This window comes from Rhodococcus sp. B50 (assembly GCF_013602415.1).
In the GTDB taxonomy this organism is placed as follows: Bacteria; Actinomycetota; Actinomycetes; order Mycobacteriales; family Mycobacteriaceae; genus Rhodococcus.
In genome coordinates this window covers 3,553,779-3,569,472 of sequence record NZ_WPAG02000002.1, presented here as the reverse complement: position 1 = coordinate 3,569,472, position 15,694 = coordinate 3,553,779, and the positions used below count along the sequence as shown (strand labels likewise).

General features: G+C 68.5%; 11 protein-coding genes. 10 read left to right on the top strand and 1 reads right to left on the bottom strand.

The genetic code is table 11. The features are described from left to right. Nucleotides 1–6 precede the first annotated feature (6 nt). A complete protein-coding gene (locus tag GON09_RS16785; RefSeq protein WP_213932769.1) occupies nt 7–2,145 on the bottom strand; it encodes an N-acetylmuramoyl-L-alanine amidase in 2,139 nt (712 codons plus the stop codon). Nucleotides 2,146–2,418: 273 nt separating this feature from the next. On the opposite strand from GON09_RS16785, the gene GON09_RS16780 reads away from it, so the two are divergent. The 10 genes from GON09_RS16780 (at nt 2,419) to GON09_RS16735 (ending at nt 15,685) form a co-directional block, all read left to right on the top strand. Next, the gene (locus tag GON09_RS16780; RefSeq protein ID WP_213932768.1) at nt 2,419–3,978 is read left to right on the top strand and encodes a SpoIID/LytB domain-containing protein; all 1,560 of its coding nucleotides are present in this window, start codon (nt 2,419–2,421) and stop codon (nt 3,976–3,978) included. Nucleotides 3,979–4,121: 143 nt separating this feature from the next. Continuing rightward, nucleotides 4,122–4,877, top strand: coding sequence for a MerR family transcriptional regulator (locus tag GON09_RS16775; RefSeq protein ID WP_213932767.1), 756 nt, complete (start codon nt 4,122–4,124; stop codon nt 4,875–4,877). A 73-nt stretch (nt 4,878–4,950) separates the two neighbouring features. Beyond that, nucleotides 4,951–6,171 (top strand): UDP-galactopyranose mutase, encoded by a 1,221-nt coding sequence (gene glf, locus GON09_RS16770; RefSeq protein ID WP_213932766.1) that lies wholly within the window; start codon nt 4,951–4,953, stop codon nt 6,169–6,171. Nucleotides 6,172–6,236: 65 nt separating this feature from the next. Continuing rightward, complete coding sequence (locus tag GON09_RS16765) at nt 6,237–8,105, top strand: glycosyltransferase (RefSeq protein ID WP_213934491.1); 1,869 nt, start codon at nt 6,237–6,239, stop codon at nt 8,103–8,105. Nucleotides 8,106–8,151: 46 nt separating this feature from the next. Beyond that, nucleotides 8,152–8,685: a phosphatase PAP2 family protein gene (locus GON09_RS16760; protein ID WP_213932765.1), complete on the top strand. Its 534-nt coding sequence runs from the start codon at nt 8,152–8,154 to the stop codon at nt 8,683–8,685. Further along, a complete protein-coding gene (locus GON09_RS16755) occupies nt 8,682–9,587 on the top strand; it encodes a decaprenyl-phosphate phosphoribosyltransferase (protein WP_213932764.1) in 906 nt (301 codons plus the stop codon). The genes GON09_RS16760 and GON09_RS16755 overlap by 4 nt, the downstream gene beginning before the upstream one ends. 4 nt (nt 9,588–9,591) lie before the next feature. Next, entirely contained in the window at nt 9,592–11,538 is a 1,947-nt protein-coding gene (gene zomB, locus GON09_RS16750; RefSeq protein ID WP_307854396.1) for a flagellar motor control protein ZomB, read from the top strand. A 268-nt stretch (nt 11,539–11,806) separates the two neighbouring features. After that, entirely contained in the window at nt 11,807–12,817 is a 1,011-nt protein-coding gene (locus GON09_RS16745; RefSeq protein WP_213932763.1) for an alpha/beta hydrolase, read from the top strand. Between the two features lie 258 nt (nt 12,818–13,075). After that, nucleotides 13,076–14,992: an alpha/beta hydrolase-fold protein gene (locus GON09_RS16740; RefSeq protein ID WP_213932762.1), complete on the top strand. Its 1,917-nt coding sequence runs from the start codon at nt 13,076–13,078 to the stop codon at nt 14,990–14,992. Between the two features lie 132 nt (nt 14,993–15,124). Next, on the top strand, nt 15,125–15,685 hold the full coding sequence (locus GON09_RS16735) for a DUF732 domain-containing protein (protein ID WP_213932761.1): 561 nt from the start codon (nt 15,125–15,127) through the stop codon (nt 15,683–15,685). The last annotated feature ends 9 nt before the right edge of the window (nt 15,686–15,694 follow it).

Sequence of the window (15,694 nt, the reverse complement as noted above, 5' to 3'; positions counted from 1 at the left end):
TGCGGGTCAGCCCGCGGGCGCCGGCTCGGGTGCCGGTTCCGGCGCAGGTGCCGGTTCGGGTCCGGGTTCGGGCGCAGGGGCACCCTCGGGTGCGGGTCCTGCGACGTCGGCCGGCTGATCCTGCATCGCCTGGTCGTAGGCGTCGTCGTAGGCGCGCAGCACCTTCGTGACGACACCCGTGACCTCGTTGAAGATCAGCGAGCCGAACTCGAAGTCCGAACGCCAACCGTCCGGCACCCGGTACTCGTCGCTGGTGGGCAACCCCAGCTCACCAGCGTCGAGCCCGTTCTTCTCCCACGCCTTGTAGATCTCGCCGAGTACTGTCCATGTTCCGCCGTTCGGTGATGTGTAGATGGCACCGTTGACGAAATCGACCCGTTCGAAACCGTTCTTGATCGCGGGGAGGATCGAGGTCACCGCCTGTCCGAGCCGTCCGAGTTCGCCGCCTTCGGCGAGCCACTTCTGGACCAGCGGGTGACCGCTGAGGCGGATCAGATCGTCGACCACACCCTCGGCCGTGTCGGCCGATCCCGAGGCCAGTGCTCCGACATTGATGTCCGGCACGTTCGGCGACGGGTTCGACGGTGACGGATTCGAGGGCTGCGGGTTCGACGGCTTCGGGTTCGAGGGCTGCGGGTTCGACGGTTGCGGGCTGCCACCGCCACCCTTCGCCGTGGCTGCGGCGATGTCGCGGATCTTCCCCATCTGCGCGTAACCGGCGTCGCCCGGGCAACTGGTGTTGCCCACGTCGCGGTGCGCGAAGATGATCGGCAGGTCGACCGCCGTGCCGCGCGGGTACGGAGTGAACGACGTGCCCTCGGAGTACATGGTGGTGCGGCCCTTGGGGTCGAGCCCCGCCCGTGCCAGTCGCCAGCCGAGGAACTTGCCGACCGACTCCACCGCGGCCTGCGGCGGGGCCTGGGTCGAGAAGTCGCCCATCATCGCGATGCCGTGGGTGTTCTCGTTGAAACCACCCGAGTGGGCGCCCTGCACGTTGCGCTCGAGACCACCGGCGCGACCCTCGAAGATCTGGCCGTACTTGTCGACGAGGGTGTTGTAGCCGATGTCGCACCAGCCGAGCGTCCGTGCGTGGTACGCGTAGATCGCGCGCACGATCTCGGCCGATTCGGCCTTCGAGTAGTTGTTGCTACCCGCGGTGTGGTGCACGGTCGCACCTCCGAGCGAGTCGTCGAAGGTCGGGTTCTGGCACCGCATCGACTCGTCGGCGCCCCACTGCTGCCGGGTGATGACCTTCAGGCCGGAGCTGCCGAGCGGGCTCGCGATGTCTTCCAGTCGCGCGTCCGACTCGCTGCTGCCGGGCGAGATGAGCACTGCGCTGACCGCTTCGGCGGCCGCCTGCAGCGGGTTCTCGCGCAGCGGCCGAGACGAGGACGCGGGCACGTATCCGAGGTCGGGCGCGTCGGCTGCGGCGACCGGCGCCGGTGCCTCGTCGACCGGGGTCGGGGCCTCGGCCGGTGCTTCCGGAGCAGGAGCTTCGGGTGCGGGGGCTCCGGGTGCGGGAGCCTCTGCGGGGGCTTCGGGTGCCGGAGCTGCCGGCGGGGCCTCCGCTCCGGCGAGGTTCGGTTCGGGGCCGGGGCGCGGCGTCAACAGCACCTGCACCGCACGCGTGGCGCCGACGTAGATCGGCTCGGTGCCCGTCCGCCCTACCTCGGTGGCGTCGTCGGCACGCGTCTCGATCGGTTCGGTCGCGGTCCACGGACCCCAGCTGCCGTCGTCGTGCTGCGCGCGGATGAGCGCGTCGGTCGCGGCGACATCCTCGGCCGCGAGGGCGACGAGGCTGAACGGGGTGTCGCGGGTGAGTTCCTTGACGGTCGCGCCGACCTGCTGGACGATCCCGCCGTTCGGGTCGGGCGCGGTGGTGATCTGGGGGAGCCCGTCGACGATCTCCTTCAGGCTGAGATCGGGCAGGTTGAGACCGGTCAGTTCCTCGAGCGGGATGATCAGGTCGGGCACCGAGGCGAGCACGACTTCCGCGATATCGGGTGCCACCGCCTCGACGGTGTCGTTGGCAGGCCGGATCTCGGGAGCGGTGCTGGTCAGCCCGGAGACGGCGAAGGGCGTCGCGACGGCCAGGGCGGCGACGGCACCCAGGACGATCGACGGCTTGGGGCGGCGATGCGGCACTGTTTGCTACTCCCTGTCGTTGGTGCTCGAGCGGACGGTTCCGACTTCGGATCGTCCCTTACGTGTCGCTTTCGTAGTCCGGATCGAACACGAAAGTTCTGTAACGCGTGATTCTTGTGTTGCTTCTGTGACATTTGTTGCCTAGCTCCGTCACTCTTGTCACACTAGACGCAGCAAACCTTAAGCCTCAACCTGAGCTTGAGGATCGGTCGAAATTGTCCGATATCGCGGATCACGAGTTCGCGCCGAAAGCGACAACGAGGGAGCAACGTCATGTCACGACAGTCCATCGGGCGCAGAGGCAAGATCCGGAGGCGGCGCATCATTCTCGGCAGGCCGCTGCGCAACGGATGGCGTCCCTCCGTCGCTCGTGCTGCCGCGATCGGGGTGGCCCCCGCACTGCTCGTCGGCGCGGGTGTGGGTGCCCTCGTACAGAACAACCAGGCGACACCGGGTGTCGTTCAGGCGGTCTCGGCCGACACGCCCTTCACCTTCACCGGCTTCGGCCACGGCCACGGCCGCGGAATGGGGCAGTGGGGTGCCTACGGCTACGCCCAGGACGGATGGACCGCCGAACGGATCATCGCCCACTACTACGGCGGAACCGAGCTCGGCACGGTCGACGATCCGATGATCGCGGTGCGCCTCGTCGGCCGCGACGACCACACCCTCGACGTCTACTCCGACACGGGGATGATCGTCGCCGGAAAGCAGCTCGCGCCCGGTGAGGCCGCCCACCTGACGCCTACCCCGGACGGCGGCGCGAATGTCGTCGTCACCGCGGGGTGCAGCGGCGAAGTGCTGTGGCAGGCCGCCACCGACCTGCCGTGGGTCGACCCGATCGACCTCGCCGAGGACCGGCCCGCGAACGAACATCTCACGATGTGCTCGGACGACAAGACCTACCGCGGCGCGCTCGGTGTGGTGCTCGACGGCACCGCTCCGCGCACCGTCAACCGCCTCCCCGTCGAGGACTATCTGCGCAGCGTGGTTCCCGCCGAGGCCCTGCCCGGCTGGGCGGACACCGGTGGCGCCGAGGCCCTGCGGGCGCAGGCCATTGCCGCGCGGTCCTATGCACTCGCCGAGAAGCGTCACGAGAAGTGGCAGACCTGCGACACCACCGACTGCCAGGTCTACGGCGGGTCGGGAGTCGAGGATCCGCGCACCGACGACGGTGTACGCACCACGCGCGGAACAGTCCTGATGAAGGACGGTGAGGTCGTACGCAGCGAGTTCTCCGCCTCTACCGGCGGGTTCTCGGCCGGCGGTACTTTCCCGCCCGTCGAGGACGAGGGCGACAAGGTCGCCCCGAACCGTGAATGGGCCAAGACCTTCACCGCCGCCGAGATCGGCAGCAAGTTCGGTGTCGGCGACCTGCAGGCCTTCGAGGTGCTCGCCCGGAACAACCTCGGTGCCGAGGGCGGCCGCGTGACCCGGGTCCGAGTGATCGGCTCCGACCGCACCATCGAGACGACCGGCGCCGAGGCGCGGACCAAGCTGGGGCTGCGTTCCGACTGGTTCACCGTGAAGGAAGGTATCGACGAGGACGCCCCGGAGATCACTCCGGCACCCGAGCCCGGCCCCGAGGTCGGCACCGACCCCTTCGGCAGCGGCACGGGCACCTCGCCCATCGAGCAGGCCTATCTGGACCTCGGCGGCGTCGACAGCGTGCTCGGCTCGCCCATCGGCCCCGAACTGATGCTGCCCGACGAGATCGGTAAGTTCCGGATCTTCACCGGCGGCGCGATCGTGTGGACACCGGATCTCGGTGCCCAGGTGATCGACGCGAGCTTCTTGAAGGACTGGTTCCCGAGCACGGGTAGCGCCGAGTAACCCGACGGCCACCCACCGACGACCGGCCGGTCACCCGCACTGGGCGACCGGCCGGCGGCGTTCGGCCCCTCGCCGACGGGTGTTGACATTGACGCAACGTCACGATGCACGCTGGTCGTAGCCGGAACGAGGAGGTGAACAGGGTGCGGCAGGAGTGGTCGATCCAGCAACTGGCACGCGCCGCCGGAGTCACCAGCCGCACGCTGCGCCACTACGGCGAGGTGGGGGTGCTGCGCCCGAGCCGCACCGGCAGCAACGGCATGCGGTTCTACGACGAGGACGCTCTCGTGCGTCTTCAGCGAATCCTGTTGCTGCGCGATCTGGGGCTGGCGCTGCCTGTCATCCGCGACGTGCTCGCCGGGCACGACGACCCCGCGAGCGCCTTGCGCACCCACCTCGACCTGCTCGAACACGAGCGCCGGCAGTTGGAGCGCCGAATCGCGGCGGTTCGCACCACCCTGGCGAAGACGGAGAGAGGGGAGGAACTCGTGGCAGACGAAGTGTTCGACGGGTTCGACCACACGCAGTACCGGGACGAAGTGATCGAACGGTGGGGCAAGGACGCCTACGACGAAGGCGACCGTTGGTGGCGAGGCATGGACGACACCGCCCGGGACGACTGGAAGAGGCAACTCGACCGGTTGAACAGCGAGTGGATCGCGGCGGCCCGGGCCGGACTCGACCCGGCCGGACCCGAGGCGCAGGAACTCGCGCGGCGCCACGTCGCCTGGTTGTCGTCGGTCCCGGGCACCCCGGGATACGGCACTCCGGAGGGGAGTCCGCGGGAGTACGTGCTCGGTCTCGCCGACATGTATGTCGAGGACGAGCGTTTCGCGGCGAACTACGGAAGCAGGGCAGGAGCCGAATTCGTCCGTGACGCACTCACCCTGTACGTGTGAGGTGTGACCGCCCTCTCGGTCCGCCCGGACCGAGAGGGCACCTCCGGGCGAGAGTCGCATACCCTGGTCTCCCGTGACTGCTGCATCAGCGCCCCAGCCCTCCACCGGTGAGTACGACCTGATCGTCGTCGGCTCCGGATTCTTCGGACTGACGATCGCCGAGCGCGCGGCCACGCAGCTCGGCAAGCGAGTGCTCGTGATCGAGCGTCGCCATCATCTCGGTGGCAATGCGTACTCCGAGCCCGAGCCGGAAACCGGGATCGAGATCCACAAGTACGGTGCCCACCTGTTCCACACCTCCAACAAGAGGGTGTGGGACTACGTGAACCAGTTCACCGACTTCACGAACTACCAGCACCGCGTCTTCGCGATGCACAAGGGCCAGGCCTACCAGTTCCCGATGGGTCTCGGACTCGTGGCTCAGTTCTTCGGCCGGTACTTCAGCCCCGAAGAGGCACGCGCCCTCATCAAGGAACAGGCCGCCGAGATCGACACCGCCGAGGCGAAGAACCTCGAGGAGAAGGCCATCTCCCTGATCGGCCGCCCCCTCTACGAGGCGTTCGTCCGCGACTACACGGCCAAGCAGTGGCAGACCGACCCGAAGGAGCTGCCCGCCGGCAACATCACCCGGCTGCCCGTGCGCTACACCTTCGACAACCGCTATTTCAACGACACCTACGAGGGTCTGCCGGTCGCCGGGTACACGGCGTGGCTCGAGAACATGGCGAAGGACGACCGGATCGAGGTCCGGCTCGACACCGACTGGTTCGAGGTGCGCGACGAGATCCGCGCGGCGAGCCCCGACGCTCCCGTCGTCTACACCGGCCCGCTCGACCGCTACTTCGACTACGCCGAGGGCCGCCTCGGATGGCGCACCCTCGACTTCGAGACCGAGGTGCTCCCCACGGGCGACTTCCAGGGCACCCCGGTCATGAACTACAACGACGCCGACGTGCCCTACACCCGGATCCACGAGTTCCGGCACTTCCACCCCGAGCGCGACACCTACCCGGCCGACAAGACGGTCATCATGCGTGAGTACTCGCGTTTCGCCGAGAACGACGACGAGCCGTACTACCCGATCAACACCCCCGAGGACCGCGAGAAGCTAGGCGCCTACCGCGCTCTCGCGAAGCAGGAAGCGGCCGAGAACAAGGTGCTCTTCGGTGGTCGTCTCGGCACCTACCAGTACCTCGACATGCACATGGCGATCGCGAGTGCGCTGTCGATGTTCGACAACGTCCTCGCCCCGCACTTCGAATCGGGAGCGCCCATCGCCGGGGACGCCTCGTGAGCGCCGCGAAGCACGCCGCTGCCGCGAAGCCCGGGGCGGGGAGTGCCCCCGCCGGCGAGGACGAACTGCTCGGCCGGTCGCTGCTGCAGCGCATCATCCTGCCGCGACCGGGCGAACCCCTCGACGTTCGCACCCTCTACCTCGAGGAGTCGCCCACCAACGCGCGTCGCGCCCATGCGACGAGCCGGACGACGCTGGCGATCGGCGCCGAGTCCGAGGTGTCGCTGTGCACCTACTTCAATGCCTTCCCGGCGAGCTACTGGCGTCGCTGGAGCACGCTCGGCTCGGTGGTGCTGCGACTCGAACTCACCGGCCACGGCCGTGTCGACCTGTACCGCAGCAAGGCCGACTCGAGCCGCATCCACGTCACCGGACGCGAGTTCCGCGGGTCCGACACGATCGTCGAGATCGACGCCGACCTGGGACCGTTCGAGGACGGCGGCTGGCTGTGGTTCGACGTGACGACCGACAGTGACGTCACGCTGCACGCCGCCGGCTGGTACGCACCCGTCGAGGCACCCGGACGCGCATCGGTCGCGGTGGGCATCCCGACCTTCAACCGACCGGCCGACTGCGTGAAGGCGCTGCGTGCGCTCGCGTCCGACCCGCTGGTGATGGACGTCGTCGACGCCGTCATCATCCCCGACCAGGGCACCCGCAAGGTGAAGGACGAAGCCGACTTCGCGGAGGCGGCCGAACCCTTCGGTGACCGTCTGGTCATCCACGACCAGGGCAACCTCGGTGGTTCGGGCGGCTACAGCCGCATCATGTACGAGGCGCTGAAGACCACCTCCAGCCCGTACATCCTGTTCATGGACGACGACATCGAGATCGAACCCGACTCGATCCTGCGCGCGCTCGCCCTGTCGCGGTTCGCGAAGAAGCCCATGCTCGTCGGCGGGCAGATGCTCAACCTGCAGGAACGCAGCCACCTGCACACCATGGGCGAGGTCATCCACCGCTCGAACTTCATGTGGGGTGCCGCGCCGAACGTCGAGTACGACCACGACTTCTCCACCAAGCCGCTGCGCGACCGGGAGAACTCGAAGCTCCTGCACCGTCGCATCGACGTCGACTTCAACGGCTGGTGGATGTGCATGATCCCGCGCGTCGTCGCAGAGGAGATCGGCCAGCCCCTGCCGCTGTTCATCAAGTGGGACGACGCCGAGTACGGCCTGCGGGCACGCGAGGCCGGCTACCCCACGGTGACGATGCCGGGCGCCGCGATCTGGCACATGGCATGGAGCGACAAGGACGACGCCATCGACTGGCAGGCGTACTTCCACCTGCGCAACCGGCTCGTCGTGGCCGCGCTGCACCAGCACGGCGACGCCAAGCCCATGGTGCTCGACACGATCAAGGCCACGATCAAGCATCTCGTGTGCCTCGAGTACTCGACGGTCGCGATCCAGAACAAGGCCATCGAGGACTTCCTCGCCGGCCCGGAGAACCTGTTCGATCTGCTGCCGCGCGCCCTCGGTGAGGTGCACGCGCTGCGGAAGAACTTCCCCGACGCGGTGGTGCTGCCGTCGTCGACCGAACTGCCGATGGCATCCGGCGCCGAGGTCGGCGCCGTGGGACTGCCCGAAGGCGCGGTCGCGAAGGTCAAGCGCCTCGCGAAGGGGGTGCTGCACAACGTGCGTCCCGAGAACCGCGAGCACCACGAGCGACCCCAGCTGAACGTGCCGACCATCGACGCGCGGTGGTTCCTGCTCTCGCAGGTCGACGGCGTGACGGTCACCACGGCGGACGGTCGGGGCGTCGTCTACCGTAAGCGCGACCGTGCGCAGGCCCAGGCTCTGCTCACGGAGGCGCTCCGGTTGCGACGCGAACTCGCGCGCCGGTTCCCCGAGATGAAGAAGCGGTACCGGGACGCGGTTCCCGCCCTGACCAGCAAGGAGGAGTGGGAGCGTGTCTTCGGTATCGGCATCTGACAGCGGCGCTGCGTCCGCAGCAGCTGCGTCCACGGTCGCAGACAGTGTGGCTGCACGTCACTGGAGGAGCACCGACACCGAGGTACGGGTCCTGCAGACCGTCCAGGCCACCGCCGGTGCCGTGCCCGCCGCGACGACGATCGCCCGCGGCATGTCGCACTTCGGTGAGCACGCTCTCGGCTGGATCGCGATCGGCGCCGCCGGCGCCCTCGTCGACCGTCCCCGTCGCCGGAAGTGGGCGAGCGTGGCGGTCGGCGCGTTCGGTGCCCACGCGGCGTCCGTCGTGATCAAGCGGGTCGTGCGCCGTCCGCGGCCGGTCGACCCGACCGTGCAGGTCAACGTGTCCACGCCGAGCCGGCTGAGCTTCCCGTCGTCGCATGTGACGTCCACGACTGCGGCGGCCGTGCTGCTCGCCCGCACCACCGGGCTACCCTTTCCGGCGGTGCTCGTGCCGCCCATGATGCTGTCCCGCCTGGTGCTGGGCGTGCACTATCCGACGGATGTACTGGCGGGTGCGGCACTCGGTGCGGCGTCCGCGGCCGTCGTGGCGCGGGCAGAGACGAAGTGGGGAGATCGATGAGCGAGGAACCGGCGCCCGTCAAGGAGGCGCCCAAGAGCCTGGGCGCCGGGATCGTCAAGGCGGTCCGCCCCCGGCAGTGGGTGAAGAACGTCCTGGTGCTCGCGGCGCCGATGGCGGCCGGCTCGGTCACTCAGGTCGACGTGCTGCTGCCCGTCGCGCTCGCCTTCGTCGTCTTCTGCATGGCTGCCTCGGGCATCTATCTCGTCAACGACGCGATGGACGTCGAGGCCGACCGTGCGCATCCCACCAAGCGGTTCCGGCCCATCGCGGCCGGTGTGCTCCCGGTGCGACTCGCGTACATCATCGCGGTGGTGCTGCTGACGGGTTCCATCCTGCTGTCGTTCCTTGCGAACTGGCAGCTCGCCGTCGTCATGGCGGTGTACATCGGCATCCAGCTGGCGTACTGCTTCGGACTCAAGCACCAGGCCGTGCTCGACATCTGCATCGTCTCGTCCGGATTCCTCATCCGGGCCATCGCAGGTGGTGTGGCCGCCGAGATCCCGCTGTCGCAGTGGTTCCTGCTGATCATGGCGTTCGGCTCGCTGTTCATGGCGGCGGGCAAGCGCTACGCGGAACTGCGTCTCGCGACCCGTACCGGCGCGAAGATCCGCAAGTCGCTCGAGTACTACACGGAGACCTACCTGCGGTTCGTCTGGACCGTGGCGGCGACCGCCGTGGTGCTCTGCTACGGCCTGTGGGCGTTCGAGCAGGACAACGTGGCCGGATCCAACTGGTACGCGATCTCGATGATCCCGTTCGTCGTCGCGATCCTGCGGTACGCGGTGGATGTCGACGGGGGTGAAGCCGGCGAACCCGAGGAGATCGCGCTGAAGGACCGGGTGCTGCAGTTGCTCGCAGTGGTGTGGATCCTGGTGGTCGGCGGTGCTGTCTACCTCTTCTGACGTCGTGCGCGGCGTCGACGACACCGAGGCCGGACCGTCCCGTACGGTCCGGCCCGTTCGGCATGATCGCCTCGCCCGTGGCGCGTTCGTCGCGGGCGTGGTCGTCTCCGCGCTCCTGATGTTCTGGGGGGCATGGGAACGGCGCTGGATCGCGGATGACGGGCTCATCGTCCTGCGGACCGTGCGCAACCTCCTCGCCGGCAACGGACCGGTGTTCAACGCGGGGGAGCGTGTGGAGGCCAACACCTCCACGGCGTGGACGTACATCGTCTACGCGGGTGGATGGCTCACCGGGATCCGCCTCGAATACGTGGTGCTCGCCATCGCGCTCGTGTTGTCGACGAGCGCGATCGTCCTCGCGATGTTCGGTGCGGCGCGCCTGTACCGGTGGCGACTGCGGGCGGCCTCGGGAACCGTGCTGCTGTTGCCCGCCGGTGTCCTCGTCTACATCGCGGTGCCCCCTGCCCGCGACTTTGCGACCTCGGGCCTCGAATCCTGCCTGGTGATCTGCTGGCTCGGCCTGTTGTGGCTGCTCATGGTCAGGTGGGCGACCCCGGCGCCGGGAGGAAGCGGACCCCTCCCGGGTACAGGGCAGATCCTCGCCACGGCCTTCGTCGCCGGACTCGGCCCGCTGGTGCGACCCGAACTCGCGCTCGTCGCGGTGCTCACGCTCGCGATGCTGTTCCTCGCGCCCGGCCTCGACGTGCGCATCCGCGTCGTGATGGTCGCGGTGGCCGGAGCGATCCCGGTCGGCTACCAGATCTGGCGCATGGGTTACTACGGGCTGCCCTATCCCAACACCGCGGTCGCCAAGGACGCCGGCGGCGCGAAGTGGTCGCAAGGCCTCGAATATCTCGGCAACCTCGTCTCGCCGTATCTGCTGTGGTTGCCGCTGCTGTTCCTCGTGCTTCTCGCCGCGCTCGTCCTCGCGACCAGCCGCGACACCGCCCGTCTCACCGCCCCTGCGGCCCGCCCCGATCCGCGTGACGTGCGGGCCACGATGTCCTGGGCGCAGAACTTGCTGCGCACACCCACTGCCGTCGTCGTGTTGTTCCTCGGCTCCGGTGTGTTGCTCGCGCTGTACTCGCTGCGCGTGGGCGGCGACTTCATGCACGGCCGCGTCCTGCTGCCGCCGTTGTTCTGTCTGCTCCTGCCCGTTGCGGTCGTTCCCCTGCGGATCCCGGACCGTGCGGAGATCGGCAACAACCGGCCGACGCAGGTCGCGGGTGTACTGGCCGTGCTGTGGCTCGGCACCGTGGTGTGGACGGCCGCAGCGGCCAACACCACCGGCATGACCGAGGGCGCCGTGGTGGGCCGCTCCGGCATCGTCGACGAGCGCGCGTTCTACGCCCTCAACACCGGGCATCTGCATCCGATCCGCGCGGAGGATTATCTCGACTACCCGCGCATGCGTGCCATGGTCGAGGCCATCGCGAACACCCCGAACGGCGGTCTGCTGCTGCCCACTCCGTCCTACGACGCGTGGGACGTGGTGCCGCCGCCCGAGCCCATCCCGCCGGGTGGCACCGGGCACACGGTCTTCTTCCTGAACCTGGGCATGACCAGCATGAACACCGGGTTGGACGTGCGGGTCGTCGACCAGATGGGTCTGGCCTACCCGCTCGCCGCGCACACCGAGCGTCTCGAGGACGGGCGGATCGGGCACGACAAGATCTTGTTCCCCGATTGGGTGGTCGCCGATTCGGGCATGGTCGACGTGCATCCGTGGTTGCCCGGTTATCTCGACGAGGACTGGGTGGCGATGGCGAAGACCGCGCTGACCTGCCCCGAGACCAGGGAGATGATCGACTCCTCGAGCGCCGAACTGACGTGGGCACTGTTCAAGCGGAATCTGCGGAACGCGTTCGACTACGCCTCGTACCGGATCGAACGGGTGCCCGAATACGAGATCCAGCGCTGCGATCTGCCGATGCCGCCTCCGCGGGGGTGACGGCCGGACTCCGAGATCAACTTGGACCGCTCAGGGCTGTCTCGATAGGATCACGGCGCATCACGGACGGGTAACTTTCCGGCAGCGTCGCCTTGACCTACGGGTCAAGGGGTGCCCAAGAGCTGTTGAAACCAGGGTTTGTCAGAGATCACGTCGTCCTTTACAGTTTTGACCGCAGTGTGACTTGGGGCGGCCTTCCGCGGCCGTCTTCGCCGGAATCCGGGGGACGCGAACGCGGACGCCGCAGACGAGAAAGAGAGCATTGTTCATGCGTTTTGTCCCGAGGTTGAGGCAGGGCCTTCGCCGGCGACTGCTCGGCACCGCCGCCGCAGCTCTGGTCCTCCCCGTGGCTGCAGGCCTCGTCGGAACCACCGCCGCGGTCGCCGCGCCTGCGCAGGGAGCGCCGGTGTCGCACCGCGCGCCCGCAGGGGGCTTCGAAGAGGTCTTCGTCGAGTCCGACATGGGCCCGATCAAGGTCCAGATCCAGTGGGCCGCGCGCGGCGGCGATGCGGCTCTCTACATGCTCGACGGCCTGCGCGCTCGGGACGACGTGAACGCCTGGACGTTGGAGACGAACGCCCTGCAGCAGTTCTCCAACGACAACGTCAGCCTGATCATGCCGGTCGGCGGACAGTCGAGCTTCTACACCGACTGGTACGCGCCGTCCAACCTGAACGGCCAGGACGTCACCTACAAGTGGGAGACGTTCCTGACGGAGCAGCTGCCCGATTACCTCGCCACCCGTGGCGTCTCGCGCAACAACAACGGCATCCTCGGCCTGTCGATGGGTGGCTCCGCTGCTCTGACGCTCGCCGCCTACCATCGCGACCAGTTCAAGTTCGCGTCGTCGCTGTCCGGCTACCTGAACCTGTCAGCTCCCGGCATGCGTGAGGCCATCCGCGTCGCGATGCTCGACGCCGGCCGCTTCAACGTCGACTCGATGTGGGGCCCGCCGTGGAGCCCGGCCTGGCTGCGCAACGACCCGTTCGTCTTCGCTCCGAAGCTGGAGGGCCTGTCGCTGTACATCTCGGCCGCCAGCGGTCTGCCGGGCGAGCACGACAACCCGCAGGGCTTCGTCGGCTACTACAACACCGCCAACGGCATGGCTCTCGAGGCTCTGTCCCTCGCCCAGACCCGCGCGTTCCAGATCAAGCTGGCCACGCTCGGCATCCCGGCCACCTTCGACTTCCCGGCGCGCGGCACGCACGCATGGAAGTACTGGGAGGATCAGCTGTGGAAGGCACGTCCGCAGATCCTCGAGGCGCTGAACGCGTTCTGATCTCCGGTACGCACTGCTAGCAACGACGCCGCCCACTCACCGATCCGGTGAGTGGGCGGCGTCGTAACTTTCCGCAACAATTTTCTCACCTGTCACAGCGCGGCACCCTCGATTCCGGGTGCCGCCGGTGTAGAAACAACAGTCGGGACTCCGGTACCCCGAGTCGGCACACCCAGCCGGGACGCCCTGCCACTGCCGCCGTCGCGGTCCATCCGAGCCGCCCCACGGCAGGAAATCCGGCAACGCAGAAAGTGAGCGATGCAGATGCGAACTGAGCTCGAGCACGCTGAGCGACGGACAGGGCCTGCCAGGAGAGCGGCTCGCATTGCGGGTGCGCGGAGCGGCAGATCCCGTGTGCTCGCACTGGTCGCGGCAGCCCTCGTCGCACCGGTCGCTGCGGGCCTGACCACCGTCTCGGTGGCCTCCGCCGACCCGCTCATCGCCCAGTCCGGCCCGACGAGCACCGCCGGCGCGACCGTCCGCAGCGTCGACTGGCTCACCGACCGTCGCGTCGCCCTGTGGATCGACTCGCCGTCGATGGGGACGCCGATCCAGGTGCAGCTGTTGCTCGCGCGCGACTGGAACAGCAAGCCCGACGCGAAGTTCCCCTCGGTGTACATGCTCGACGGCATGCGGGCGCGCGACGACGAGAACGGATGGACGCTCGAGACCGACGCGGAGGCCTTCTTCGCCGACAAGAACGTCAACGTCGTCCTCCCGGTGGGCGGCCAGTCCAGCTTCTACTCCGACTGGATCGACCAGAACAACGGGCAGAACTACAAGTGGGAGACCTTCCTGACGAAGGAACTTCCCCCGCTCCTCGAACGTGACTGGCGCACCACCGACAAGCGCGGCGTCGTCGGTCTGTCGATGGGTGGCACCGCCGCGATGTTCCTGCCCGCCCGCAACCCGGGCTTCGCGCAGTTCGCGGCGTCGCTGTCCGGCATCCTCACCACGACCACGCTCGGCATGCCCGAGGCCATCCACTACGCGATGCAGGACGCCGGCGGTTTCGACTCCGAGGCGATGTGGGGTGCGCCCGGCTCCGACGGCTGGGAGTCGCACGATCCCTACCTGCTCGCCGACAAGCTCAAGGGTGTGAGCCTGTACGTCTCGAGCGGCAGCGGCACCACCGGGCCGTACGACGATCCCTCGGGCATCCCCGGTGTCAGCACCAACTACGCCGGCATGGGCCTCGAGATCCTCTCGCGCCTCACCTCGCAGGCGTTCGCGACGAAACTCAAGAAGCAGGGCATCCCCGCCCAGATCGTGTACCGGCCGTCGGGCACCCACACGTGGAAGTACTGGGAGTTCGAACTCCACCAGCTGTGGCCGCAGCTCGCCAACACCCTCGGTGTCGGGGTCGACAAGCCCGAGTGCACTCCGACCGGCGCCTTCGGCGACGTCGCGAACGCGAACGCCTGGCTCGGCGACTGTCTCACTTCCGAATACGCCGTCGCAGGTGGCACGGTGCAGGACTTCCGCTTCGGGCGTGTCTTCTCGTCCGAAGGCACGACCGTGCCGGTCGCGGGTGCGATCGGCGGCGCCTACCAAGGCATGGGCGGTCCGGCCGGGCAGCTCGGTTTCCCGACCACCGAGGAACGCGTCGCTCCCGACGGGCGCGGACGGTTCAACCACTTCCGGGGTGGCGCTGTCTACTGGACGCCCGAGCACGGCGCCCACGCGGTCCGCGGCAAGATCTTCGAGGAATGGAAGAACCAGGGCTGGGAGGGCGGCCCCCTCGGCTATCCGATCCTCGACGAGGCGGCGACCCCCGACGGACGCGGCGCGGTCCAGGGCTTCGAGATCGGCGCCATGTACTGGAGCGAGGGCACCGGCGCCCACGCGGTGCAGGGCATGATCCTCGGCAAGTACGCCGAGCTCGGTTACGAGACGGGTGTCCTGGGCTACCCGACGACCAGCGAGCGGCCCGCGGGGCGTGACGGTCGTGCCAACGAGTTCCAGCACGGACACGTCTACTGGAGTCCGCTCACCGGCGCCTGGCCGGTCCGGGGCAAGATCCTCGAGGCCTGGCTCGCCGAGAAGGGCGCCGAAGGACGTCTGGGTCTGCCGATCAGCGACGAGTTCCCGGCCGAGAACGGCAAGGGTGTCCAGCAGAACTTCCAGAACGGCTTCATCACGCTCGACGGCGACGAGGTGAAGCTGCAGCCGTAACAGACCGCGAAGCGGGTCCGGCCCGTGCGACCGGGGGAGGCGGGACGCTCCCACCGGCCGCACGGGCCGCTCTGTAGCCTGGGGCGCATCTGACCTAGTTCGACCGACATCCGGATGTGAGGACCCCACCACATGCCTGCACGGACCCGCTCGCGCTCGACCCGCGTCCTCGGCGCACTCGCCGCGGCACTGACTGCCACGGCCGTTCTGTCCGCGTGCGGAAGCGACGACTCCACGGCGACGAACACGCCGACGACGTCCGCCACCACGGAGACCTCGACGTCGACCTCGACATCCGCGGCCGAAACGTCCACGCCCACCGCCGCCGGCACGGAGACCACGGACGACACCGACACGAGCGATGCGTCCCCGGCCCCGGCCTCGCCCGGCGCCGAAGGCGACACGGGAGCCGGTACGGGTGCGGCACCCGCTCCCACGCCCGGCGCGCAGGCCTTCCTGGACGCTCTCCGTGCGGAGGGAGTCGAGCCCAGCGACGAGACCGGCGCGGTGAACATCGCCGATTACATCTGCAGCGCCCAGGCGCAGGGCGGGTCGCCGGAGGAGATCAAGGTGTTCGTGACGGCGCTCGTGGGTAGTGATGCTGCAGCCGGTGGTGTCGAGTTGTCGGAGGAGCAGGCCTCCTCGACGGCCGACACCTACATCGCCGTCGCCGGCGAGACGTACTGCAACTAGAACCAGGAA